The organism is Vibrio sp. HM8-C (assembly GCF_058630515.1).
Window position 1 is genome coordinate 431,083 of record NZ_JBMMKS010000001.1, and the last position, 24,198, is coordinate 455,280.

Below are 24,198 nucleotides of genomic sequence, written 5' to 3' on the forward strand. Positions count from 1 at the left end.
GCTAATTAGCGCTCTTTTCCTTTTCGAGTTTTGCTTGGAAGTCTGCTTTGACTATCTCTAACGCCGCGAGAACAATTTCAGTGTCTACGTTGTTCGATTCGAGCAAGTATATTAGGTCGACGGCAAGTTTGATGTCATCAGATGCATTTTCTAAAGAGGTGCTGATATCCGTCATTTATTGGTTCTTCTCTCTAAAGGTGATTTGTTTTTCGATCTTTGTTTTTGCTTCTTGGCACCGTTTAAGTCTTTGTTCCGCAGTTAGCAATGCTTGTTGAGCTGTGGTTTTACTTGCGCCAAATGAACTCTCAACGGCGGCCTGTTTATCCTGAACAAGTAACATTAATCTTCGTTCCCAATCTTGGTGCTGCGCCAAATCTTGATATAAATCGCTGATTGGTTTTCGTGTCTCACTAAAATGTTTGGGTTCTTTCTTGCGAATGGCTTGAGTTGACATTTCACGCTGAATCGCACTTATCTGAGCAAGAAGACGTTCGGTAAGATATTCCGCTCTAAGCTGAGTCAGTTTACCTGCCGTTTGCTCGCGGAGGATTGCATTCAGAGTGCTTTCTGCTTCTACAACACAGGGTGTTAAGAGTTTACCGTGGCAATGGAAGAGAGTGTCGTCAAACAAAGGGCGATGATGCTCACCTCGTGTGCGGTCAATAAGCGCAGCACTTGTTTTAAGCTCGTCAATAATCGAATTTAATCGGGAGAAATCACTCATAGAGATACAAACCAAGCATCATAAGCAAGTTTTACGGCAAGGATACTGACTACAGTTACGAATACAGGACGGATAAATTTAGCACCAAATCTTATTGCAGAATGGGCGCCAACGAAGGCTCCAGCCATTAAGCAAACGCCCATAGTTAACCCCAGTACCCAGTCAATATGACCCAAAATAGCAAACATAATTAATGATGTCAGGTTACTGGTAAAGTTCATCGCTTTAGCCAAGCCTGAGGCCGCAAGTATGTTTAAGCGGTATAAAGCCATGGAACTCACGGTCCAGAACGCACCAGTTCCCGGACCTGCTAAGCCATCATAGAACCCTAAACCAAAACCTTGCAGATATTGTTTGATGTTGAACTTCTTACAACCTGCCGGCATTTCATTTTGGGTAGAAGCTGGCGCTTTATGCCAAACCGTATAAATTGCAGCGCCGAGAATAACTAGTGGGAGTGCTTTTTGCAGCCACTCCGTGCTGATAGCGTCGACAACTAAAGTACCAATCGTGGCGCCGATTAGTGTCATGATGAATGCACGAAGCCAAAACTGAGGCTTAAATAATTTTTTCCGATAATAAGTAAACGCTGCGGTAGACGAAGCGAATGTTGCAGCAAGTTTATTGGTGCCTAGAGCAATATGTGGAGGTAACCCCAAAGAGAGCAATGTTGGCACCGTCAGCATACCGCCGCCGCCGGCAACAGCATCGATAAATCCCGCGATGAAAGCCACGAGAGCCAACACGACCAACATAGTTGGTTCGACTAATTCCATCAAAAATACGGTCCTGATTTCTATTTTTAGTTATTTAAGTAGGGAAAGTGAGACCCTAATATTCAATGGTTCGCTTAAACGGTGGCAGCGAATCTAGCAAAGCTTTGCCATATCGTTTCGATACAACTCTACGATCAAGTATGACGACTCTACCAGAATCCTGTTCTTTACGCAGCAAGCGACCAACGGATTGAATAAGCTTTTTACTTGCTTCAGGTACCGATATTTGCAAAAACGGATTACCACCACGGTGCTCAATGTACTCTGCATGCGCTTGCTCCACTGGGGAGGTTGGGACTGCAAAAGGTATCTTAGTAATAATGAGGTTCTCCAACAGATCCCCAGGCAAATCTAAGCCCTCAGAAAAACTTCCGGTACCAAATAACACGCTTGTTTTACCGCACTGAACGAGCATTTTATGTTTTTTTAGAATTTCTCCACGAGACTTTTCGCCTTGTACTTGCAATGTCCAACCTTTCTTTTTCATGGTTGGCGCTAATTTGTCCGCAACTTCTTTCATCTGCCAATAGGAAGCAAAAAGTACCAGATTGGCTTTATCCGCAACCAAGTACTCTTTCACTTTATCTGCCAGATAGGGTGTGAAATCCTTTGCTGGTGGCTCGAGTTTCATTGATGGAACCAACAGTTCACCTTGTTCGATGTAATTAAAAGGCGAGGCGAGTGAAAGAAATTGCACGCCGTCTTCGGCTTTTTCACTGATCCCTGCTTGGCGGCAGAAAAAACTAAAAGAATTGAGAGCACGTAGTGTTGCTGAAACCAAAATTGCGCCAATACAGCGACTCCAAATTTGCTGGTCGAGTTGCCAGCCAATCTCAAGTGGAGACACATGAACGGTAAAATCGCCTTCTCGCTCAGTATGTGTTTGTAGCCAACGAGCTAACGGTGCACCTTTTTCTCGTTTAGGCTCCGCCATTAAATTCCAAACTTGGTACAAGTTATCTAAACGCTGAATGTAAAAACCAAGCTCAGTAAGTGCTGGTTCGGCTAAGCGCGTAGCAAGCTCTCCTTCCTTCACTTTTTCAGCAATTAAGTCGGCAATTTTAGACACGCTTTGATTCGCTTTTTGGCTCTGACGCTTTAAGTGCTTTGATTCTTCTTCGAGCCATTGTGGTAGTTCACCATGTTCGAAGCGGTAGATGTTTTCTTCAAACGACGCGGGATCAAACTGCTGTGGAAGTTTGTTCAAGCTTGGTATCAGTTCTTGGATAGCCGTTTGCGCTTCATCAACAAATCGTGCTGCTCGCTTAGCATCGGCAAGATTACTCAGTTTTACCAATGAACGATTGAGACTTTCTAACCAAGTGGCAGCACCTTTTAACGATGTAGCAGCTGAAGCATGGTCTCTAGCAACATGCGGTAAGTGGTGTGCTTCATCGAAGACATAAATGGTGTTTTCAGGTTCGGGAAGGATAATTCCGCCGCCTAAGTCTGCGTCTGCCATAACTAAGCTGTGGTTGGCGATAATCACATCGGCTTTATCGAGTTCTGAGCGAGCTTTCTGGAAGGGACAATCTCTGTGTGCGGGGAAACTGCCATTACACGTATGCTTATCACTGACAATTGAGTTCCAGATTTCGTCACTGACTGTTTCTGACCAAGAATCTCTGTCTCCATCCCATTTGTTTGCGCTTAAAGCGCTATACATTGCTTCAAGCATTTCTATGTCGGCGGTTTTGGGTTTGCTCTCAAACATAGCGAGTTGAGCACCGTCAGATCCTGAGGCTGCGGCTAGTTTTTCGGCACAACAATAACGCTGACGACCTTTAGCGATAATAAAAGTAAAAGGCTGGTCAGTAATTCTTCTATATAAAGGTAAATCTTTATGAACGAGCTGTTCTTGTAATGCGACAGTGGCTGTTGATATCACCACTTTACGATTATTGGATACAGCGACAGGAATTACACCCATTAAATAGGCGAGAGATTTGCCAATTCCAGTACCGGCTTCCGCTACCATCATACGATTGGACTTGTGATAGCTCCCACACAATGTTTTTGCAATTTCTGCAACGAGAAAATTTTGTGCTCGACGAGGAACGAAATTATCGAGCTGATTTTGCAGGTTTTGGTAACTACTGCGGATCGATTGTTGGATTTTTTTTGTAAGCATAACGAGCCCTGCGTGACGGGAATCGCATGTTAGCACAGTTTACAAATCCTACGTAGCTCACGATTTTGCATCATTTTGAAAGGAATATAGATCTCCTTCACAAAAAAAAACTGAACCATCAGAGACTTAAAATTAATTTGCAAAATAAAAAATATAAAACTTAACAATATTGATTGTGACTTTATTAAATTCTTTAAATGTTCAATTTTCACTTAATATTAAGAATATAAATCTGTTTTGATGGTTTGTGAAACGTTTACATTTTTATGAATATTTCGATGCAACTTGGTCGCTAAATGTTCATTTTTACGATTAACATATTGTTTTTATTTGTTTTTATTTGTTTTTATGCGAGTAATTTAGAGTATTTGACACGCAGGATATTCTTTTGCAATCTAAACCTCGAAATTTAGTGGCGGTAGGAACTAACCGAAGAGTTAGTCACTACCATCAAAAATAAAAGGGAACCGGACAAGGATTTCCCACATTTAAGAAAAGGCAGTGGATTACTATGAAAAAGACTCTATTAGCACTAGCTGTATTTGCAGCAGCAGGTTCAGCACAAGCTATCGAAGTTTACAACCAAGATGGCGTGACAGTTAACTTTAAAGGTGACTTTGAATTTCGTTACGTTAAAGAACAAGAGAAAGACGACAATCTAAAACTAAACGTTACTGATGCTGACCTAGGTTTTGATACTCGTTACGCTGTAAATGACCAATTCTCAATTGGTGGTTATGTTAGCTACGAAGCTGATAATAACAACGTTATTAACGGCAAAGACAAAGATGCTGCTGGTGACAGAACAGACGCAACTGGTGTTAAAGGCGGTAACGCTTATGTAGGTTTCTACACAGCTGATTTCGGTTCATTAAAATTCGGTAAACTAGATATCCAACTTGATGACATGGGTATCGGTAGCGATGAAATCTTCGGTATTTCTACTGTAATTGGCGATCTCGACGCTGGCGGTAACGAAGCGGTTCGTTATGACCTAGATAAAGGTATGTACTACATCGGTCTTGGTTACATCCAAAACGCACACGGTACTAACGGTGACATCTCTCGTGACCACAACTTCGACATCCGTGGTGGTGTGCGTGTAGCTGGTTTCGACTTTACTGGTTACTACGGTGAGTCTGCAAATGACGCTGATACTTCAACTGATGCTAACAAACTTTACGCATTTGAAGCTCGCTACGCTGGTATCGAAAATGTTAACCTAGAATTTGGTTACTACGGTGACGATTGGGCTGACAATACTTCTGCTGATACATACGCAGTAGCAGCTGACTACACTATGGATGCATGGAAATTCGGTGCTGGTTATGCAGTAACTGATAAGTCTGACGAAGATAAAGATTCAAAAGGCTGGTTCGCAAACGTTGGTTACAAACTAGCACCAAATACTAATGCTTACGTTGAAATCGGTGATAACAACGGTGACGATTCTGAGCTAGGTTACGGTATCGGTATCGAAGCATCATTCTAATAGTTAAACCTATTAGTAATTATAGTAAAGCCACCCTAGAGGTGGCTTTATGTTATTTGTATTATAAGCTTCAAGAAACTAATTGAGCAGTTGTGTAGGACGTAAATATGAAAAACTGGTTTTTGTTGTCTGCTAGTGTAGCGTTTTCAGTAAACGCAGCCACTTTAATTCCTGAACATGGGGTTTCTGTGCTGTATATTAACGGTGTAGCAACAGAAAAATCGATAGGTTATCAACACCTTGACGCAGGCGACACAGAAGTTATTGTTCGACTTGATAAAGATTTTGGTCGAGGCAGTTCTTCAAAAGTATTTACATCAGCGCCTTATGTTGTGAAGTTTTCTGTATCTGGAGATGAGGTTAAGTTGGATCATCCAACAGCTCGTAGCTATCAAGAAGCTGAAAATGCTTTTCGTTCAGGCCAACCTCAGTGGAAAATAACTCAAAACGGTAGCGAAATTTCCTATAAGCAAGAGCTATTACCACCGAATGAAGGGCTTCTCTTCCCTTATGCAGGGTTAGAAAAATTAGTAGCAAACTATTATAGTGCTGCAGATAACAGAGAGATTAAGGAGTTAGCTGTAAAAGCAAGTACAGTTCCTGAACAAGATGCTTCTAATCTCGTACAACTAAAAGCTTGGTATTTGCAGTCATCAACCGAAGAGCGTAAAGCTTTCCGCCGTTGGATGATTGATCAAGAGTAATTTAAAACGCCAGTCTTAGACTGGCGTTTGCTTTGGTTCTGATGATTAAACAGCTAGGGTTTTAGCGTTAACCACAACATTTCTTATATTTTTTCCCACTACCACAGATACAAGGATCGTTTCGCCCAAGTTTAGGAGTTTGGTTGTGCTGGGGAAACTCACCATCAATGTAGAACCACAAGCCGTCTTCTTTTACAAAACGGGAACGCTCTTCTAGGCATAGCTCTTTACCTTGTTCTTCTAAAAAAGCTTTAAAGTGAACATAGCCTTCATTTTCAGTTAAGCCGTTGTCACTTTTTACCACCTGCAAGCGCTTCCAATTGCTATTCACTGAGTCCTCGATTGCTTCTCTATCCTTTTCCGCATTGCAGGATGGGTGATAAGTACTGACGACAAAATCCACTAAACCCACGACGTGTGCACTGTAGCGAGCCCTCATTAGCTGTTCTGGCGTTTTAGCTTTGTGGTGGTCTTGATGGATAGGCTGGCAACATTCCGAGTACGGTTTTGCGTGACCGCAGTAGCAATTGTTCATAAGGTTTTGGGTATAAAAATGGCCTCAAAGTGAGGCCAATTTTAGGGATGTGAATAGAGAAAGTCTAGATATCAACTTGTAGTAAGTCGGCGCTCCAATGCAGAGCTTCATCGTAACATTGACTTAATACCGCATCATTGAGGTTTAAACTGCTAGCCAAAGTCGAGACTTGATCCCAAGCAGCGTGCTCGTAAGCTTTTGACAGAGATAATATTTTACCCAGTGAACCTTCGCCTTTAGTCAGCGCTGCTTTGACGCTCTCATCAATAGGAATAACGTCTACGATCGTTTCTAAGGATTGATCCAGCAAACAATCGAGTAGGGAAAACATACCTGTTAGGAATGCAAGGTCTGAGTCGCCACTTTGTCGACTTTTACTCCAAGCCAATTGACAAAAACGGGCTCGCTGAATTGAAAGACCGTATAGATAGTTAGGTTTAGAACTATCTGTAGATGCAATCGCTACCAGTGAAATAAATTGTCTCAGACGCTGCTCGCCTAGATACACCAATGCTTGTTTAAAGGATTGGATCTTAGAGCTGACAATCGATGAAGCATTCACAAAAGTCAGAAGTTTGTAGGACAGTGAAAGGTCGCGAGCAATTAAAGACTCAAGCTCTTTATAGTCCATCTCTTCTTTCGCTATCTCTTTACACAACTGAACAATCGTTAAGAATGTTGGCTGTAAGGCTTTCCGTTGAATAATCTCTGGTTTACTGAAGAAATAACCTTGGAACAGTTCAAACCCAGCTTTCTTGGCTTGCTCAAACTCTTCGTAGTTTTCTACTTTCTCTGCCAAAAACTTAATCTTAGAGCCTTTGAGTTTGCTGATGAACAAGCTAGCTTTGGCAATAGAGACAATGCGAATATCAAATTTTATATAGGAGATATAGGGTAAAAATGGTTGCCAGTCTTTGCTAGGGACGAAATCGTCCAAGGCAATACTATAACCTTGTTTAGCCATCTTTTTGATAGCATCCAAAAGCTCAGACGTCGGCTCACAATCCTCCAAAACTTCAACAACCAAACTGTCCGAGGGAAATAGCGTAGGAACAAGATTCACTAAGCTCTGATAAGGAAAGTTCACAAAGCCGACGTGATTACCAAGGGTTTGATAATGAGTCGATAAGAAATGGTCCGATAACAACATACTGGTTGCTTTATCAGGATCAATTTCTGGAAACGTATTCTTTGGACCGTCTCTAAATAGAAGCTCGTAACCGAAAGTCTTTCGCTCCGAATCTAATATAGGTTGTCTAGCAATATATGAGTACTTCAAGGCTTCACCCTAACTCCATTTTTGGTGTGGTAATTATATCAATAAAAAGTTTATTTTTTGCGTTCACACTCAAATCCCTATGCGAGTGCGATCACCATTTTTATGATACAAATTTCTTGTTTTGCAGCTCATAGCCATCTTTTGAATACACAAGTATAGATCCCTGTGTGTACCAATCACCTAAAACAATACGAGTTTTTTCACCATCATTTGTGGATATTTTGTGTATATTCGGGCGATGGGTATGGCCATGTATCATCATTTCGACATTATGTTTTTCCATAACTGTCAAAACTTCGCTTGGGGTAACGTCCATGATGGTCATTGATTTGTTGCTTTTGTCACTGCTGGTATCTGCTTGGATTTTACGGACAATTTTTGTTTTGATGAAAAAAGGGAGGCGGTTGAATACCCACTGTAACCAAGGTTTATGAACTTTTTCTCTAAACGCTAAATAGCGTGTATCTTCGGTGCAAAGTGTGTCTCCGTGCAATACGACAGCCTTGTCACCGTAAAGGTCAATCACTTGCTCTTCATCAAGAAGTGTTACGCCAGTCTGCTTAGCAAATCTTTTTCCAACGAGAAAATCTCGGTTTCCGTGTGAGAAAAAGACAGGAACGCCTTTGTTCACCAGAGTTTTAAATTCGTGTTTTATCTGTTCAGCAAAGTTGGTTGGGTCATCATCCCCAATCCAAAAATCGAATAGGTCGCCCAATACATAGAGTGCGTCCGCTTTAGGAGCCTCATCATGCATGAAACTAATAAAACAATCGGTGATGTCAGGACGTTTAGGGGTAAGGTGTAGGTCTGAAATAAATAGTGTATGCATAAAATAGGTCATTAAAGCAGCGGAGCGTATTTCACGCTCCGCTTAATAAAGATTACTCTTCGATTGTTGTACCAGTGATTACAACATCTTCTAATGGTACGTCTTGGTGCATACCGTAAGAGCCAGTGCTTACGCCTTTAATCTTGTTCACTATGTCCATGCCTTCTACAACTTCAGCAAAAACACAGTAACCCCAACCGTCTAGGCTTTCTGAACGGAAGTCTAGGAAAGTATTGTTGTTCACGTTGATGAAGAATTGAGAACTTGCAGAGTGCGGTTCCATAGTACGAGCCATCGCAAGAGTACCTACTTTGTTGCTTAGGCCATTGTTTGCTTCGTTACGGATAGGTGCGCGAGTTTCTTTTTCACGTAGACCAGAAGTCATACCGCCACCTTGGATCATGAAGCCATCGATAACACGGTGGAATAGAGTGTTGTCGTAAAAGCCGTCACGACAGTACTGTAAAAAGTTTGCGCTAGTTTCAGGCGCTTGCTCTGTATTCAGCTGAACTTTAATGTCACCAAAGTTTGTATGAAGGGTGATCATGTGCATTACCTTTGCTTGTTTTGTATGAATAAAGGATTTTAGCCTAACTTTTTGCGCATTCAAAACATCAAATGGATGACCTAGCGATAACAGAGTTGTTATACTGCACAACTATTTTGGTTTTAACGGTAATTAGATAAAGATCATGCTGAAAATATATAACTCACTAACAAAACAGAAAGAGGAATTTAAACCCATTACTGCTGGTAAAGTCGGCATGTATGTCTGTGGAGTGACCATATATGATCTTTGTCATATCGGACATGGCCGTACATTCGTTTCATTTGATGTGGTAGCACGTTACCTTCGTTATTTGGGTTACGATCTTACATTCGTACGTAACATTACTGATATCGATGACAAAATCATTAAGCGCGCATCTGAAAACAAAGAGTCGTGTGACTCATTGACTGAGCGCTTAATTCAAGAAATGTACACTGACTTTGATGCGCTAAATATCAAACGTCCTGATGTTGAACCTCGTGCAACCGCTTATATTGAAGAAATCATCGAATTAGTAGAGCGTTTGATTGAACGTGGTTTTGCTTATGTTGCGGACAACGGTGACGTTATGTTCGAAGTAAGCAAATACAATGAATACGGAAAATTGTCTCGCCAAGACCTAGACCAACTTCAAGCTGGTGCTCGTGTTGACATCGAAACAGCGAAACGCAGCCCACTTGATTTCGTTCTATGGAAAATGTCTAAGCCGGGTGAACCGACATGGGAATCTCCATGGGGTCCAGGCCGTCCTGGTTGGCACATCGAATGTTCAGCAATGAACTCTTCAATTTTAGGTAATCATTTCGACATTCACGGTGGTGGTTCTGACCTTATGTTCCCACACCATGAAAATGAAATTGCACAGTCTTGCTGTGCACACGGTACTCAATACGTTAATACATGGATGCACAGTGGCATGGTGATGGTAGACAGAGAAAAAATGTCGAAATCACTAGGTAACTTCTTCACTATTCGTGACGTATTGAATCACTACGATCAAGAAACAGTGCGTTACTTCCTGATGTCGGGTCATTACCGCAGTCAGCTTAACTACAGTGAAGAGAACTTAAACCAATCTCGTGCTTCTCTTGAGCGTTTATACACAGCGTTGCGCGGTTTAGATATTAATGCGACAGCGGCAGGCGGTGAAGAGTACCTAACTCGCTTTACTGCAGCAATGAACGATGACTTCAATACGCCTGAAGCCTACTCTGTATTGTTTGATATGGCGCGTGAAGTTAACCGCCTTAAAAACGAAGACATGGCGAATGCCAGTGCACTTGGTGCATTAATGCGTGAACTAGCAGATGTGATTGGTATTCTTTATCAAGACCCAGAAACATTCCTTAAAGGTGATCAGGGTGATGATGAAGCTGCGGAAATCGAAGCACTGATCAAACTGCGTAACGATTCACGCGCTGCAAAAGATTGGGCGAATGCAGATTTGGCTCGTGACAAGTTAAACGAGATGGGTATCGTTTTAGAAGACGGCCCAGCAGGTACAACTTGGCGTCGTAAATAATTCGTTTTAGATTGTGGGCGTAAGCCCACTTTCTTTATCTAGATTATTGTTCTTTATCTGTACAACAGTTCTTTTCTAGATTCTTTAGGTTCATCAGATTTTTAAATGGCACTGAATGTCGATTATTTTAGGGATTGACCCCGGCTCTCGTATTACGGGTTATGGTGTGATCAAACAACAAGGCAGACACCTCTTCTATTTAGGGAGTGGATGTATTCGTACCTCAGAGAAAGATCTTCCTACACGCTTAAAGCAAATCTATGCAGGCGTGACCGAAATCATCACTCAATTCCAACCGGATGTGTTTGCAATTGAACAAGTATTCATGGCGAAGAATGCGGATTCGGCACTTAAACTAGGGCAGGCGAGAGGTAGTGCGATTGTCGCCGCTGTGAATGCAGATCTTCCTGTGCATGAATACGCAGCAAGGCTGATAAAACAAGCGGTGGTTGGCACTGGTGGTGCTGATAAAACGCAAGTGCAGCATATGGTTCAGCAAATGTTGAAGCTTCCTGCAAAACCTCAAGCCGATGCTGCCGACGCTTTGGGGGTGGCAATTTGTCATGCCAATACAAATAAAACGCTAATTGCTTTAGCAGGAAAAGCGACAGGTGCGAGAAAAGGTCGTTACCGCTAACCCTTTATCTATATCGGGCAAAATAACGGTATAGAAGTCACCGGAAAGTGAGATTTCCCTTACCTATGTTTTACTGGCTATATATCCAGTTATTTATTATCATCTTTTCCATTGCAAATTTCCCAACCAAAGGAATCTCAAGTGATTGGACGTCTTCGCGGCACTCTTATAGAAAAGCAACCACCTGAACTACTCATCGAAGTAGGCGGTATCGGTTATGAAGTACAAATGCCAATGAGTTGCTTCTATGAACTGCCAAACATTGGAGAAGAAGCAATTATTTATACTCACTTTGTTGTTCGAGAAGATGCTCAGTTACTCTATGGTTTTAATACTGTTAGCGAGCGAGCTCTGTTCCGTGAAGTGATTAAAGCCAACGGTGTTGGGCCTAAAATGGGACTGGGGATTTTATCGGGTATGACGGCTTCTCAGTTTGTTTCTTGTGTCGAAAGAGAAGATATTTCAACGTTGGTTAAACTTCCAGGTGTAGGTAAGAAGACGGCTGAACGTTTAGTGGTTGAAATGAAAGACCGTTTGAAAGGTTGGGGAGCTGGCGATTTATTTACACCTGCTACTGATGCCGCACCGATAGATTCTCGACCAAACAGCCAAGAACAAGGTGCAGAAGAGGAAGCTGTAAGTGCGCTGCTCTCATTAGGTTATAAAGCACCACAAGCGGCGAAAGTAGTTTCTCAAGTGGCTAAGCCCGGTATGACTAGCGAACAACTTATCCGTGAAGCACTCAAGTCTATGGTTTAGGTTTTATAGAGCCATGGTGTAATAGAACTCTGGTTTAAAGTTTAATATGTTCGCTTAAATGTGAACGTGTTTTATCCTTGTGTTTTATCGATAAAGTAAAAATGACGAAGAGCAGACGTTAGGAAAGTAAATATGATTGAAGCAGATCGCCTCATTGCTCCAATGAACCCTTCATTTAAAGATGAAGAGGTGATTGATCGTGCGATTCGTCCTAAAAAATTGGCCGATTATCAAGGTCAGGATCACGTTCGTGATCAAATGGATATTTTTATCAAAGCAGCGCAGTTGCGTAATGAAGCCCTAGACCACCTACTAATATTTGGACCTCCTGGGTTAGGCAAAACTACGCTTGCTAATATCGTCGCTAACGAGATGGAAGTGAACATTCGCACCACCTCAGGGCCTGTTCTGGAAAAGGCAGGTGATTTAGCGGCGTTACTTACCAACTTAGAAGAGAACGATGTTCTCTTCATTGATGAAATTCACCGTTTAAGTCCAATGGTTGAAGAGGTTCTCTATCCAGCAATGGAAGACTATCAGCTAGACATCATGATTGGTGAAGGTCCTGCAGCTCGCTCCATCAAAATAGATTTGCCACCCTTTACGCTTATTGGTGCGACAACGCGTGCTGGCTCATTAACATCCCCGCTAAGAGATCGCTTTGGTATCGTCCAGCGGCTCGAATATTACAAAATTGCAGACTTACAACACATCGTACAACGCAGTGCTAATTGTTTAGGTTTGTCGATGGATAGCGATGGTGCATTGGAAATTGCTCGTCGTGCACGAGGGACCCCTCGTATTGCAAACCGATTGCTACGCCGAGTGCGAGACTATGCAGAAGTCAAAGGTAATGGGCATATTTGCGATGAGACTGCTGACAAAGCACTGAATATGCTGGATGTTGACAACCAAGGCTTTGACTATATGGATAGAAAGCTTCTTCTAGCTATAATGGAAAAGTTTTCTGGTGGTCCGGTAGGGTTAGACAACCTTGCTGCAGCGATTGGCGAAGAAAAAGATACCATTGAAGATGTTATAGAACCGTATCTAATTCAGCAGGGTTATTTACAAAGAACGCCTCGTGGTCGTATCGCGACCGATCGTGCTTATCTTCATTTTGGTTTAGAAAAATAAAGTTACAATTCTGGTTGATTAAAATGTAGACATGATGTTTGTGATTTATGTCACATTTTAATAATCTCAAAACTTTATAAAGGGTTATCAAAGTTTGTGATCTTGTTAACCCTTTGTTCTCAAAAACTCACCTCTCTCGGTAAAATTTACCTAATACTAACAATAAAGTTCATCTTTCGTTGATCTGGGTCATTTTGTTGTGCTGTTGACTAAAAATCACGCAGTTAATTTGATTTAAATCAAGGCGGTTTTGTCTGATAAATCTTTTGAAACGTAGGTTTTTTCTCAGTAGTATTAGCTCAAGCTATATTAGCTGTTACTTAACAATTAACTAACCACAAAAGCACATAATTGCAACAACTTGCCGCTAACTGGCAACAAATAGGAGTTGTCGTTAACAGGTGTCGTAGCCGTTGTAATATGTCATAAGGTGTCATTCAGCCGGCACAAAGGAGTTACTATGATTGACGTAGTTGATCTGTCGCGGTTGCAGTTCGCACTGACAGCGATGTATCACTTCTTGTTCGTTCCATTGACTCTCGGTATGGCGTTTTTACTCGCCATCATGGAGTCTCTATATGTAATGACTGACAAGCAGATCTACAAGGACATGACTAAGTTCTGGGGTAAGCTTTTCGGTATCAACTTCGCATTGGGTGTGGCTACAGGCCTGACAATGGAATTCCAGTTTGGTACCAACTGGTCTTATTACTCTCACTACGTAGGCGACATTTTTGGTGCTCCTCTTGCTATCGAAGCCTTAGTAGCGTTTTTCCTAGAATCTACCTTTGTTGGTTTGTTCTTCTTTGGATGGGACCGACTCACTAAGCGTCAACACTTAGCCGTTACGTGGTTAGTGGCACTAGGCTCAAACTTCTCAGCACTATGGATCTTGATCGCTAACGGCTGGATGCAAAACCCTGTAGGTGCTGAATTCAACTTCGAAACCATGCGTATGGAAATGGTGAGCTTTGCGGAAGTTGTCTTCAACCCAGTTGCTCAGGTTAAGTTTGTTCACACAGTGGCTTCTGGTTACACAACTGGTGCAATGTTCATTCTAGGTATCAGTTCTTACTACCTACTAAAAGGACGTGATGTTGCGTTTGCTCGTCGTTCTTTTGCTATCGCTTCATCATTTGGTATGGCAGCAATTTTGTCTGTAATCGTACTAGGTGACGAATCTGGTTATGAAGTAGGCGAAGTGCAAAAAGTGAAACTTGCGGCGATTGAAGCAGAATGGCACACAGAGCCAGCTCCAGCAGCATTCACTATGTTTGGCCTTCCAAACCAAGAAACCATGCATACGGATTACGCGGTAAAAATCCCATACGTAATGGGTATTATCGCGACGCGTTCACTTGATACTGAAGTAAAAGGCTTGCGCGACCTTCGTGATGAGCACGTAGATCGTATCCGCAACGGTATGTATGCATATGAGCTTCTAGAAAAGCTTCGTGCTGGTGATAAATCATCAGAGAACATGACTGCATTTGACGAAGTGAAAAATGATCTAGGCTATGGCTTACTGCTTAAGCGTTACACTGACAAAGTGACTGATGCAACTGAAGAGCAGATTCAAGCAGCGGCAGATGACTCTATCCCAACAGTTTGGCCTCTATTCTGGTCATTCCGTGTGATGGTGGGTGTCGGCTTTGTTATGTTGTTTGTATTTGGTATGGCATTCCTACAAACGTGTCGTCAAAAAATTGAACAAAAACCGTGGGTACTTAAAGCAGCGCTATTCAGTATTCCTCTGCCTTGGATTGCAATCGAAGCAGGTTGGTTTGTGGCTGAATATGGTCGTCAACCGTGGGCTGTTGGTGAAATCTTACCAACTAACGTGGCGGCTTCTGCTCTAAGCGCTGGTGAAATCTGGACATCTCTGTTCGCGATTTTGGCACTGTACACAGTATTCCTGATTGCTGAAGTTTATCTAATGGTGAAATTTGCTCGTAAAGGTCCTAGTAGCCTGAAAACTGGTCGTTACCATTTTGAGCAAGACGCTAACTCTGTTGAAGACAAAGTTAGTCGCCAAGTAGAAGCATAAGCAAGGAGATAAGACATGTTTGATTATGAAATCTTGCGACTAATCTGGTGGGTACTTATTGGCGTATTGCTGGTTGGTTTCGCAATTACAGATGGCTTTGACATGGGTGTTGGTGCACTAGTCCCAGTTATCGGCAAAAGCGACAATGAACGTCGCGTAATGATTAACTCTATCGCTCCTCACTGGGATGGTAACCAAGTATGGTTGATCACCGCAGGTGGTGCATTATTTGCTGCGTGGCCTTTGGTATACGCGACGTCATTTTCAGGTTTCTACCTAGCGATGATCGTGACATTAGCAGCACTTTGGTTACGTCCACTTGGCCTTGATTACCGCTCAAAAATCGAAGAACCAAAATGGCGTAACGCGTGGGATATCTGTATTTCAATCAGTGGTTTTGTTCCACCAATCATTTTTGGTGTGGCATTTGGTAACTTGCTACAAGGCGTACCATTCCAACTGAATGAATTCCTGATGCCTACTTACCATGGCTCATTCTTTGGTTTACTAAACCCGTTTGCACTTCTGTGTGGTCTAGTGAGCTTATTTATGATCCTGCTTCAAGGTGCCTCTTGGTTACAAATGAAGACGACTGATGCAGTGCATGCACGTGCTCGTGGTGTTGCACAGCTAATGGGTCTTCTAACTACTGTTGCATTTATTGCGGCGGGTTTCTGGGTTCAGGGTATTGAAGGCTACGTTATTGCTGGTGGCATTGATGGCAATGCGGTATCTAATCCACTAAACAAAGAAGTCGTTCGCGAAGTGGGTGCTTGGATGCATAACTTCGAGCAATATCCACTAATGTGGGCTGCGCCTGCTCTTGGTGTGGCAATGCCTCTACTTGCAGCGTTGGCTTCACGTTTTGAAAAAGGTGGTTTCGCGTTTCTAGCTTCAAGCTTAGGTAACGCTGGCGTTATCTTTACTGCAGGCTTAGCAATGTTCCCATTCGTTATGCCATCTAGTTTAGATCCTAAGAGCAGCCTAACGATGTGGGATTCTACATCAAGTGAACTGACTCTAAATCTAATGACGGGTGTTGCATTCGTAATGGTACCAATCATTCTGGCTTACACTTCATGGACTTACTACAAGATGTTTGGTCGTCTTGATAACAAGTTTATTGAAGAAAACAAGAACTCACTTTACTAAGGAGCAACAATTATGTGGTACTTTGCATGGATTTTAGGCGTATTACTCGCTTGTGCATTTGGCATCATCAATGCTCTTTGGTTAGAGCACACTGAAATGATGGATAAAGATAGTGAATAACTTGTCGACTCAGGTTGCCAAGTTCCACTCTCCATTAGATAAAGCCTTATTTAAGGCTTTATCTTTAGTTCTGGGTTTCTATCATTTGTTTACCATCATGTGGAACCCAGAATCTTACGCCGACAGCATCGGTGGTTTTAATGCCATCGTATCTCCACTAATTATTTGGGCAATGTGCTCAAGTATGGTGTTTGGCGTAGGGTTTAAACCGCGTTTCTGGGTTTGGCAGCTATTGTTTAGCCCATACATTTCACTTCCTATATTGCTGGTATTCACTGGGATTAGACTTCTCGCTTAAGTGATTGAAATTGCAATTGGTGAAGAAATAAACGAATTGGCGCTTTCTCTTTGAGGTAGCGCTAATTTTTTTGACACTCTGTTACGAAATACCTCATTCCCCCTTGTACTATCGACAATGAGTTGCGTTATAGTAAAACCTCATTCGGTAAATCACGTATTCCAAAACTATGAAAGCGTTTCATTGGCCAATTACCATTTATTACGAAGACACTGATGCAGGTGGTGTCGTATACCATTCGAACTACCTCAAATTCTTTGAAAGAGCCCGCACTGAGATGTTGCGTGCAATCGGTGTATCTCAACAGGTTTTATTGGAACAACGCATTGGTTTTGTTGTCAGACATGCCGACATTGATTTTATTCAAGGTGCTCGATTGGATGACCAGCTCAACGTCGTTACAACTATTTCAGAACTTAAGAAAGCATCGCTAATATTCTGTCAGGAGCTCGTCAATCCTGATAACAAGGTGTTGTGTAAAGCAATAGTTAAGGTAGCATGTATCGACAATGAGAAGATGAGACCTAAGGCCATGCCTCAATTAATTATTTCGGAGTTAACCCACAGTGCACGCTGATATTTCAATTCTTGACCTATTCCTTCAGGCCAGCTTGTTAGTAAAAATGGTCATGCTTATTCTTCTGGGAATGTCGATTGTTTCATGGGCGATGATCATTAAGCGCTACAAAGTTTTGTCGCAAGCCACAAGAGATGCGGAAGCATTTGAAGATAAGTTTTGGTCGGGCACAGACTTAGCAGTTCTCTATCAAGATGTGAAAAAACGTAAAGATGAAATCATGGGTACAGAAGAGATCTTCTACTCAGGTTTCACTGAGTTCGCTCGTCTACGTAAAACTAATGCCGATTCTCCCGACTTCGTGATGGAAGGGACTGGTCGAGCAATGCGCGTGTCTGTAGCTCGCGAAGTAGAAGAGTTAGAAACAAACCTACCATTTTTAGCAACGGTTGGTTCTATCAGCCCGTATATCGGTTTGTTCGGTACTGTTTGGGGTATCATGCATGCGTTTATTGCTTTAGGTGCGGTAAAACAGGCGACATTAGCAATGGTTGCACCGGGCATCGCAGAAGCGCTGGTTGCAACAGCTATGGGCCTATTTGCTGCGATTCCAGCAGTAATGGCATATAACCGTTTAAGTAATACTGTTGGTAAGCTAGAGCACTCATACGCAACGTTTTCTGAAGAATTCCATAGTATTTTACATCGTCAAGCAATGGCGGGTAGGGAATAATCAATGGCCGGGTATCAGCCAAAAAAGCGTAAACTCACTGCCGAAATCAACGTTGTACCTTATATCGACGTTATGTTGGTGTTGTTGATCATCTTTATGGTGACATCGCCGTTTGTGACACAAGGCGTAGATGTAGAGCTCCCTAAAACGTCAACTGCGAAACCTGCATCTGATATGGCGGGTGATAGTGATGCAAGCTTTATCATTGTTGAAATAGATAAAGAAGGTAACTTAGGGTTAAGTGTAAACGATGAAGAAGTTCAGCGAGGTTTGTCGCTACAAGACATTATCGTGCGAGTGAAAGCGGAGCTATCAATAAAGCCAAATTCTCCGGTAGCCGTGGGTGGTGATGCTGCGACTCCGTATGCAGAGGTGGTACTTGTGTTAGATGAGTTAAGCCGAGCCGGTATACCAAAAGTTGGGTTGTTAACGGACATCAAGGAATAGGCTTAACATCGTTCATGAAAGATCATAAGTCGAGAAAAAGTTCATATAGCAAGCCGGTAGCAATATCTGTCGGTCTTCATGCGATTTTGATTGCCGCATTACTTTGGGGTACTGACTTCACTATGTCTAAACCTGAGCCTTCAGGCCAAATGGTGCAAGCTATAGTTATCGACCCTAATCTAGTGAAGCAACAAGCGGATAAAATTCGTAGCCAGCGAGAAGCGGCTTCAAAGAAAGAGCAAGAGCGTCTGGATAAGCTGCGTAGAGAAAGTGAGCAACTAGAGAAGAACCGCAAAGCTGAAGAAGAACGAATTCGTAAGCTGAAAGAGCAGCAAGTAAAAGAAGCGAAAGCTACTCGAGAAGCAGAAAAACGACGTCAGGAACAAGAGGAGCAACAAAAAGTTGCTGCTGAAAAAGCGCGAGTAGCCAAAGAACAGGCTGCGAAAGCAGAAGCTGAGCGTAAAACGAAAGAAGAAGCTGCAAAGAAAGCTGAAGCTGAACGTGTTGCAAAAGAAGCTGCAGCGGCAAAAGCTGAGCAAGAACGTCTAGCGAAAGAAAAAGCAGCTCAAGAATCCCAAGAAAAAGCGCGCCGTGAGCGTGAAGCGGCTGAAAAAGCAGAGCAAGAACGTATAGCGAAGGAAAAAGCTGCAAAAGAAGCGGCTGAAAAAGCAAGACAAGAGAAAGAACGCTTAGAGAAATTAGAACGTGAGCGTAAAGAGCAAGAGAAAGCGTTGAACAGCATATTTTCTGGCCTAGAAACTGAAGCTGAACAGAACTCCTCTGCTCGTTCTCAGTACGTTTCGGATGAATCTATGCGTTGGGGTGCAATTTACACTCAGTTGATTCAGCAAAACTTGCTGATAGAAGACAGCTTTAAAGGCAAAGAATGTAAAGTGAATCTGCGGCTTATCCCTACAGGAACCGGAGCCATTGTGGGTGATGTTTCTGTTTTAGGTGGTGATTCTCGTTTATGTTCAGCAACCAAACGTGCTATCGCACAGGTAGGGTCTTTCCCTTTACCTAAAGATGAGCCAGACGTTGTTAATAAGCTCAAGAATATTAATTTAACAGTAGTACCAGAGTAAAAAGGATATAGCTTGTGTTAAAGCGATTGATTTTAGGATGTGTACTTGTCATCACAAGTAGCGTGCATTACGCGAACGCAGCATTGGAACTGATCATCACTGACGGTATCAACTCTGCGCGTCCAATTGCCATTGTTCCGTTTAAATGGGAAGGTTCAGCCCCGTTACCTCAAGATGTTTCGGCGGTTATTTCATCAGACTTACAAAGAAGTGGGAAATTCAGCCCGATTCCTACAAGCAAAATGCCACAAACACCGTACACTGAAGCTCAGGTGAAATTCGACGCTTGGACGGGTGTTGGTGTTGATGCTTTACTAACTGGCTCTATTACGCAAAACGCCGATGGTAACTATGCTATTAGCTACCAACTGGTTGATGTTGTTCGTGGGCAACTGACTCAAGGACAGAGCAAGACATTAAGTTCAGATGGGCAACTGGTGCTTTCTAAAGATCATGTGTTGTTCAACAAGGTCGCTACTGTACCAGCGAACCGACTTCGTGAATATGCACATCGTATTTCTGATCTTGTATATGAACAACTAACAGGTGAAAAAGGCGCATTTTTAACTCGTATTGCCTATGTGGTAGTGAACGACAAAGACCAATACCCATATCAGCTACGCGTTGCGGATTATGACGGTTACAACGAAAGACTGGTTCTGCGTTCAAAGCAGCCTCTCATGTCTCCTTCGTGGTCTCCTGATGGAAAAACACTTGCTTACGTAAGTTTCCAAAATGGTCAGGCAGAAATCTATCTGATGAACATTTATACGGGAACTCGTGAAAAAGTGACCTCATACCCACGTCACAATGGGGCGCCAAAATTTTCTCCTGACGGAAAACAGTTGGCGTTAGTACTGTCTAAAACAGGCAGTCTACAAGTGTATACCTTAGATCTGGCATCTCGTAAGCTGACTGAAATAACGAGTGGTCGCTCAAATAACACGGAGCCATTTTGGCATCCGAATGGTAAATCGCTCATATTTACATCAGATCGGGGTGGTAAACCTCAGATATATCAAGTAAATTTGTCAGACCGTGCGACGACGCGTTTGACTTGGCAGGGCAGCCAAAATTTAGGCGGTCAGATTACTCCCGATGGTCGATTCCTCGTAATGGTGAATCGTTCAAACTCTGGGTTTAATTTGGCAAAACAAGATTTGGAAACGGGGTCAGTACAAGTTCTTACAAAAACTTTGCTTGATGAGTCTCCAAGTATTGCGCCGAATGGTGGTATGGTTATATACAGTTCCATCTACAACAAGACCAACGTATTGTCGATGGTCTCAATAGACGGAAGATTTAAAGCTAGATTACCGGCAACCAACGGACGTGTACGCGCTCCTGCCTGGTCTCCGTTCTTATAGCGAAAAATACAAAATAAAGGAAAAAACAAGATGCAACTTAATAAAGTTCTTAAAGGGCTACTAATTGCGCTACCAGTTCTAGCAGTGACTGCTTGTAGTTCAAGCGAAGACGCAGCAAGCAACGCTGGTTCAGAAACAACTAACCAATCAACTTCAGGTTCAGCTAACCAAGTTGATACAACAGTTGTTTCTCCAATGGATCAAAACGGTCAGCTTTCTGAGCAAGAGCTTAAAGAACAAGCTCTACGTGAAACATCAACAATTTACTTCGCATTCGACAACGCAACTATCGCTGGCGATTACGAAGAAATGCTAGCAGCACACGCGGCTTACCTAACCAAAATGCCTAGCCTAAAAGTAACTATCGAAGGTCACGCTGATGAGCGCGGTACTCCAGAGTACAACATCGCACTTGGTGAGCGTCGTGCACAAGCAGTTGCTAAATACCTAGAAGCTCTAGGTGTTCAAGCTGACCAAATCTCTATCGTTAGCTACGGCGAAGAAAAACCTCTTCTTCTTGGCCAATCTGACGAAGTATACGCGAAGAACCGCCGCGCAGTTCTAGTATACTAATTCGGGAAAGAACCTCATGTTCAGTAACTTAAAGCGCGTGATCACGCTTACGTTACTGGCAAGTGCAGCGAACAGCTCGTTCGCTGCACCAGCTCCAGTATCTGATCTCAGCAATAATTCATCTAGCCAAGCGTCATCCACTCGTTCTGCGTCTTCAGAATCTGAAATCCAGCGATTAGAACGTCTGCTTGAAAATCGTGCACGTCTTCAAGTGCAGATGCAGCAACAGCTAGACAACATGGCTCTCGAAATTAATGAATTACGTGGGCAGATAGAAAAGAACAACTACGACATGCAGCAGATGTTACAACGCCAAAGGGAGTTGTTTGTTGAGCTTGACCGTGTCCGTGGTGAAGTTAAAAAACCAGCACCTGCTGTAGCTGCGTCGAACGATGACGATGTACCACAAGGCACATTTAGCAGTGATGCAGACGAGCAAGCGGCTTACCAAAATGCCGTGGACCTAATTCTAAAGAAACGTGACTACGCTGGAGCGATAGCCGCTTTTCAACAGTTCCAAAAAGACTATCCAAACTCCAACTTTGCACCTAACGCTCATTACTGGCTTGGCCAACTTTACTTCGCGAAAAAGCAAGATAAAGAAGCCGTCACCAGTTTTGCTGCTGTGGTTTCCTACAAAGATTCCAACAAGCGTGCGGATGCTTTAGTGAAGCTAGGTGACATAGCTAAGCGCAATAACAATGACGCTCAGGCTAAAAAGTACTATCAGCAGGTCGTTGATGAGTACCCAACCAGTGCATCTGCGAAAGTCGCAAGTGAAAATCTGAAGTAATAATAAGTAAATGATTGAAAAGAGGTTGCCAAAAGGCAGCCTTTTTTATTGGTCATTCATGTTTAATTCGACCAATTACTAGAAGCTCAACAATCATCCAGCAAAGGAATCATTTTTGCCTATCTAATCTATGTCGGTGTACAATGCGCGGACTAAAGGAAGTTGCATAGAGCATGAGCAATGAGCCATATATTAGATAAAATTGACACGGTTTACCCATTCCCTCCAAAACCGATTCCGTTATCGGCCGAAGAGAAGCAAACCTACCTTGCGAGCATTAAACAGTTGCTGAAAGAGAAAGATGCAGTGCTGATTGCTCACTATTACACTGATCCCGAAATTCAAGCACTAGCAGAAGAGACTGGCGGATTTGTCGGTGACTCTTTGGAAATGGCTAAGTTTGGTAATCGTCATCCAGCAAGCACTCTGATTATTGCTGGCGTACGATTTATGGGTGAGTCTGCAAAAATTTTGACGCCCGAAAAACGTATTTTAATGCCAACCTTAGATGCAGAGTGTTCACTTGACCTTGGTTGCCCAGCCGATAAATTCTCAGAGTTCTGCGATGCACATCCAGACCACACTGTTGTGGTTTATGCCAATACTTCAGCTGCGGTTAAAGCTCGCGCTGATTGGGTTGTGACTTCAAGTATCGCATTAGAAATCGTTGAACAGCTTGAATCTGAAGATAAGAAAATTATTTGGGGACCAGACCGTCATTTGGGTTCTTACATTGCTCAGAAAACTGGCGCAGATATGCTGCTTTGGCAAGGTGAGTGCGTGGTGCACGATGAGTTTTCAGCCGACGCACTGAAGAAAATGAAAAACCTTTACCCAGAGGCGGCCATACTAGTTCATCCTGAATCACCATCAAGTGTTGTAGAGTTGGCTGATGCTGTAGGTTCTACGAGCCAATTAATCAAAGCAGCCAAAGAGCTTCCACATCAGAAAATGATTGTTGCAACTGATAAAGGGATCTTCTTTAAAATGCAGCAATTGGTGCCTGAAAAAGAACTGATTGAAGCACCAACCGCCGGAGCGGGAGCAACGTGTCGTAGCTGCGCACATTGCCCGTGGATGGCGATGAACGGTTTGAAAGCGATTGAGAAAGCGTTAAAAGACGGTGGGAGAGAGCACGAGATATTCGTTGATGAAGAGCTACGTGTAAAATCTCTTATCCCTCTTAATCGAATGCTAGATTTTGCAGAGCAGCTGAATATAAAAGTGAAAGGCAATGCTTAATCTGCCCATTTAAGATGAAAGAAGCCAGCAAATGCTGGCTTCTTTGTCTTTAACTTATCGTCGATATTATTGATCTTCTGCGAGAGTGACACCGCGTTGCGTTAACCCGCATAGCATTACAGGTATTGCAGCATAGATTTCTTCAAACTGATCTAAACCTGTCATTCCTTGTTCACTTAATGTTGTCAGGGCTGTTTCAGGATCGTAGAGCATACTAAGTGATAGAAGCACACCGCCGAGTAAGGCATTGTCTTGACTCTCTTCAGGCATTAGAACTTCCCAGTCATCGCGTGCTAACTGCCAGCCTTGCAGTACCCCTTCACAAAAATCACGCACAGAATCATTAACGATCTCTTCTTCATCAAGCTCATAACCTTCCGGCCAAACCCATGTTCCCTCAAGGAAAGACGAACGATATTGGTTCCACATATCGATAATGTGCTGGATATATGTTTCTAGCTGTTCGCCATCGCTAAATGGAGCGACTTCTTCGCCACCCCAAAGGAACGGTAGCCATTCTTGCGGCGGAAGAATATTTGGGGCGCATGCCATAGCAGCAACAAAACCACGCGACTTAGCTTCGTTAAGCAACTTATCTTCTAACTCAGGTAGGGTAAGGATATCGTGTAAGGTCAAAATAAGGTTCCATACTTTACTGCGAAAAATTAGCGCTATCTTACCCTTAACAGCTAATTGATGCGAGTTTGCAGCAAAAACAGTTTTTTAGTACATAAAATGCGGTTTAGAGT

General features: G+C 42.7%; 27 protein-coding genes. 18 read left to right on the top strand and 9 right to left on the bottom strand.

Annotation, left to right across the window (positions count from 1 at the left end):
* Position 1 precedes the first annotated feature (1 nt).
* From rsmS to dinG, 4 genes are read right to left on the bottom strand one after another with little or no spacing between them, the layout of a single operon-like run.
* Entirely contained in the window at positions 2-175 is a 174-nt protein-coding gene (rsmS, locus tag ACOSVQ_RS01945; RefSeq protein ID WP_491980909.1) for a pleiotropic regulatory protein RsmS, read from the bottom strand.
* Positions 176-724 (bottom strand): primosomal replication protein, encoded by a 549-nt coding sequence (locus ACOSVQ_RS01950; RefSeq protein ID WP_491980910.1) that lies wholly within the window; start codon positions 722-724, stop codon positions 176-178.
* Complete coding sequence (locus tag ACOSVQ_RS01955; RefSeq protein WP_491980911.1) at positions 721-1,500, bottom strand: TSUP family transporter; 780 nt, start codon at positions 1,498-1,500, stop codon at positions 721-723. Before ACOSVQ_RS01955 ends, ACOSVQ_RS01950 begins: the two co-directional genes overlap by 4 nt.
* 55 nt (positions 1,501-1,555) lie before the next feature.
* The gene (gene dinG, locus ACOSVQ_RS01960; RefSeq protein WP_491980912.1) at positions 1,556-3,631 is read right to left on the bottom strand and encodes an ATP-dependent DNA helicase DinG; all 2,076 of its coding nucleotides are present in this window, start codon (positions 3,629-3,631) and stop codon (positions 1,556-1,558) included.
* A 511-nt stretch (positions 3,632-4,142) separates the two neighbouring features.
* Between dinG and ACOSVQ_RS01965 the strand changes: the two genes are divergently transcribed.
* Positions 4,143-5,123 (top strand): porin, encoded by a 981-nt coding sequence (locus ACOSVQ_RS01965; protein ID WP_491980913.1) that lies wholly within the window; start codon positions 4,143-4,145, stop codon positions 5,121-5,123.
* A 107-nt stretch (positions 5,124-5,230) separates the two neighbouring features.
* Complete coding sequence (locus tag ACOSVQ_RS01970) at positions 5,231-5,827, top strand: DUF2057 family protein (protein WP_491980914.1); 597 nt, start codon at positions 5,231-5,233, stop codon at positions 5,825-5,827.
* Positions 5,828-5,894: 67 nt separating this feature from the next.
* On the opposite strand, the gene ACOSVQ_RS01975 is transcribed toward ACOSVQ_RS01970, so the two are convergent.
* From ACOSVQ_RS01975 to ACOSVQ_RS01990, 4 genes are all read right to left on the bottom strand, one after another.
* Positions 5,895-6,362, bottom strand: coding sequence for a YchJ family protein (locus ACOSVQ_RS01975; protein ID WP_491980915.1), 468 nt, complete (start codon positions 6,360-6,362; stop codon positions 5,895-5,897).
* Between the two features lie 64 nt (positions 6,363-6,426).
* Positions 6,427-7,641, bottom strand: a complete 1,215-nt coding sequence (locus ACOSVQ_RS01980) for an EAL and HDOD domain-containing protein (protein ID WP_491980916.1) — start codon at positions 7,639-7,641, stop codon at positions 6,427-6,429.
* A gap of 100 nt (positions 7,642-7,741) precedes the next feature.
* On the bottom strand, positions 7,742-8,470 hold the full coding sequence (gene lpxH, locus ACOSVQ_RS01985) for a UDP-2,3-diacylglucosamine diphosphatase (RefSeq protein WP_491980917.1): 729 nt from the start codon (positions 8,468-8,470) through the stop codon (positions 7,742-7,744).
* Positions 8,471-8,522: 52 nt separating this feature from the next.
* Positions 8,523-9,017, bottom strand: a complete 495-nt coding sequence (locus ACOSVQ_RS01990) for a peptidylprolyl isomerase (protein WP_167411048.1) — start codon at positions 9,015-9,017, stop codon at positions 8,523-8,525.
* A gap of 145 nt (positions 9,018-9,162) precedes the next feature.
* Here ACOSVQ_RS01990 and cysS point away from each other — a divergent pair, with 145 nt between their 5' ends.
* From cysS to nadA, 16 genes are all read left to right on the top strand, one after another.
* Entirely contained in the window at positions 9,163-10,542 is a 1,380-nt protein-coding gene (gene cysS, locus ACOSVQ_RS01995) for a cysteine--tRNA ligase (RefSeq protein ID WP_491980918.1), read from the top strand.
* A 115-nt stretch (positions 10,543-10,657) separates the two neighbouring features.
* Complete coding sequence (gene ruvC / locus ACOSVQ_RS02000) at positions 10,658-11,179, top strand: crossover junction endodeoxyribonuclease RuvC (RefSeq protein ID WP_491980919.1); 522 nt, start codon at positions 10,658-10,660, stop codon at positions 11,177-11,179.
* Between the two features lie 141 nt (positions 11,180-11,320).
* Positions 11,321-11,938: a Holliday junction branch migration protein RuvA gene (ruvA, locus tag ACOSVQ_RS02005; protein ID WP_491980920.1), complete on the top strand. Its 618-nt coding sequence runs from the start codon at positions 11,321-11,323 to the stop codon at positions 11,936-11,938.
* 132 nt (positions 11,939-12,070) lie between these two features.
* Complete coding sequence (gene ruvB / locus ACOSVQ_RS02010; RefSeq protein WP_491980921.1) at positions 12,071-13,075, top strand: Holliday junction branch migration DNA helicase RuvB; 1,005 nt, start codon at positions 12,071-12,073, stop codon at positions 13,073-13,075.
* A 460-nt stretch (positions 13,076-13,535) separates the two neighbouring features.
* On the top strand, positions 13,536-15,122 hold the full coding sequence (gene cydA, locus ACOSVQ_RS02015; protein ID WP_491980922.1) for a cytochrome ubiquinol oxidase subunit I: 1,587 nt from the start codon (positions 13,536-13,538) through the stop codon (positions 15,120-15,122).
* 15 nt (positions 15,123-15,137) lie between these two features.
* Positions 15,138-16,274: a cytochrome d ubiquinol oxidase subunit II gene (cydB, locus tag ACOSVQ_RS02020; RefSeq protein WP_491980923.1), complete on the top strand. Its 1,137-nt coding sequence runs from the start codon at positions 15,138-15,140 to the stop codon at positions 16,272-16,274.
* A gap of 12 nt (positions 16,275-16,286) precedes the next feature.
* Positions 16,287-16,394, top strand: coding sequence for a cytochrome bd-I oxidase subunit CydX (gene cydX / locus ACOSVQ_RS02025; protein WP_000270285.1), 108 nt, complete (start codon positions 16,287-16,289; stop codon positions 16,392-16,394).
* Positions 16,387-16,692 (top strand): cyd operon protein YbgE, encoded by a 306-nt coding sequence (gene ybgE, locus ACOSVQ_RS02030; protein WP_491980924.1) that lies wholly within the window; start codon positions 16,387-16,389, stop codon positions 16,690-16,692. The genes cydX and ybgE overlap by 8 nt, the downstream gene beginning before the upstream one ends.
* A 169-nt stretch (positions 16,693-16,861) precedes the next feature.
* Positions 16,862-17,269, top strand: coding sequence for a tol-pal system-associated acyl-CoA thioesterase (gene ybgC, locus ACOSVQ_RS02035; protein WP_491980925.1), 408 nt, complete (start codon positions 16,862-16,864; stop codon positions 17,267-17,269).
* A complete protein-coding gene (gene tolQ / locus ACOSVQ_RS02040) occupies positions 17,259-17,942 on the top strand; it encodes a protein TolQ (RefSeq protein ID WP_491980926.1) in 684 nt (227 codons plus the stop codon). Before ybgC ends, tolQ begins: the two co-directional genes overlap by 11 nt.
* A gap of 3 nt (positions 17,943-17,945) precedes the next feature.
* Positions 17,946-18,389 carry a protein TolR gene (tolR, locus tag ACOSVQ_RS02045; RefSeq protein WP_491980927.1) on the top strand — a complete coding sequence of 148 codons (444 nt, stop codon included), beginning with the start codon at positions 17,946-17,948 and terminating at the stop codon, positions 18,387-18,389.
* A gap of 14 nt (positions 18,390-18,403) precedes the next feature.
* Positions 18,404-19,474 carry a cell envelope integrity protein TolA gene (gene tolA / locus ACOSVQ_RS02050; RefSeq protein ID WP_491980928.1) on the top strand — a complete coding sequence of 357 codons (1,071 nt, stop codon included), beginning with the start codon at positions 18,404-18,406 and terminating at the stop codon, positions 19,472-19,474.
* Positions 19,475-19,488: 14 nt separating this feature from the next.
* On the top strand, positions 19,489-20,841 hold the full coding sequence (gene tolB, locus ACOSVQ_RS02055; RefSeq protein ID WP_491980929.1) for a Tol-Pal system beta propeller repeat protein TolB: 1,353 nt from the start codon (positions 19,489-19,491) through the stop codon (positions 20,839-20,841).
* Between the two features lie 30 nt (positions 20,842-20,871).
* Entirely contained in the window at positions 20,872-21,414 is a 543-nt protein-coding gene (gene pal, locus ACOSVQ_RS02060) for a peptidoglycan-associated lipoprotein Pal (RefSeq protein ID WP_491980930.1), read from the top strand.
* Between the two features lie 16 nt (positions 21,415-21,430).
* Positions 21,431-22,207 carry a tol-pal system protein YbgF gene (gene ybgF / locus ACOSVQ_RS02065; RefSeq protein WP_491980931.1) on the top strand — a complete coding sequence of 259 codons (777 nt, stop codon included), beginning with the start codon at positions 21,431-21,433 and terminating at the stop codon, positions 22,205-22,207.
* A 180-nt stretch (positions 22,208-22,387) separates the two neighbouring features.
* Complete coding sequence (gene nadA, locus ACOSVQ_RS02070; RefSeq protein ID WP_491980932.1) at positions 22,388-23,449, top strand: quinolinate synthase NadA; 1,062 nt, start codon at positions 22,388-22,390, stop codon at positions 23,447-23,449.
* Between the two features lie 66 nt (positions 23,450-23,515).
* On the opposite strand, the gene ACOSVQ_RS02075 is transcribed toward nadA, so the two are convergent.
* Positions 23,516-24,088 (bottom strand): UPF0149 family protein, encoded by a 573-nt coding sequence (locus tag ACOSVQ_RS02075; RefSeq protein WP_491981114.1) that lies wholly within the window; start codon positions 24,086-24,088, stop codon positions 23,516-23,518.
* Positions 24,089-24,198: the final 110 nt, after the last annotated feature.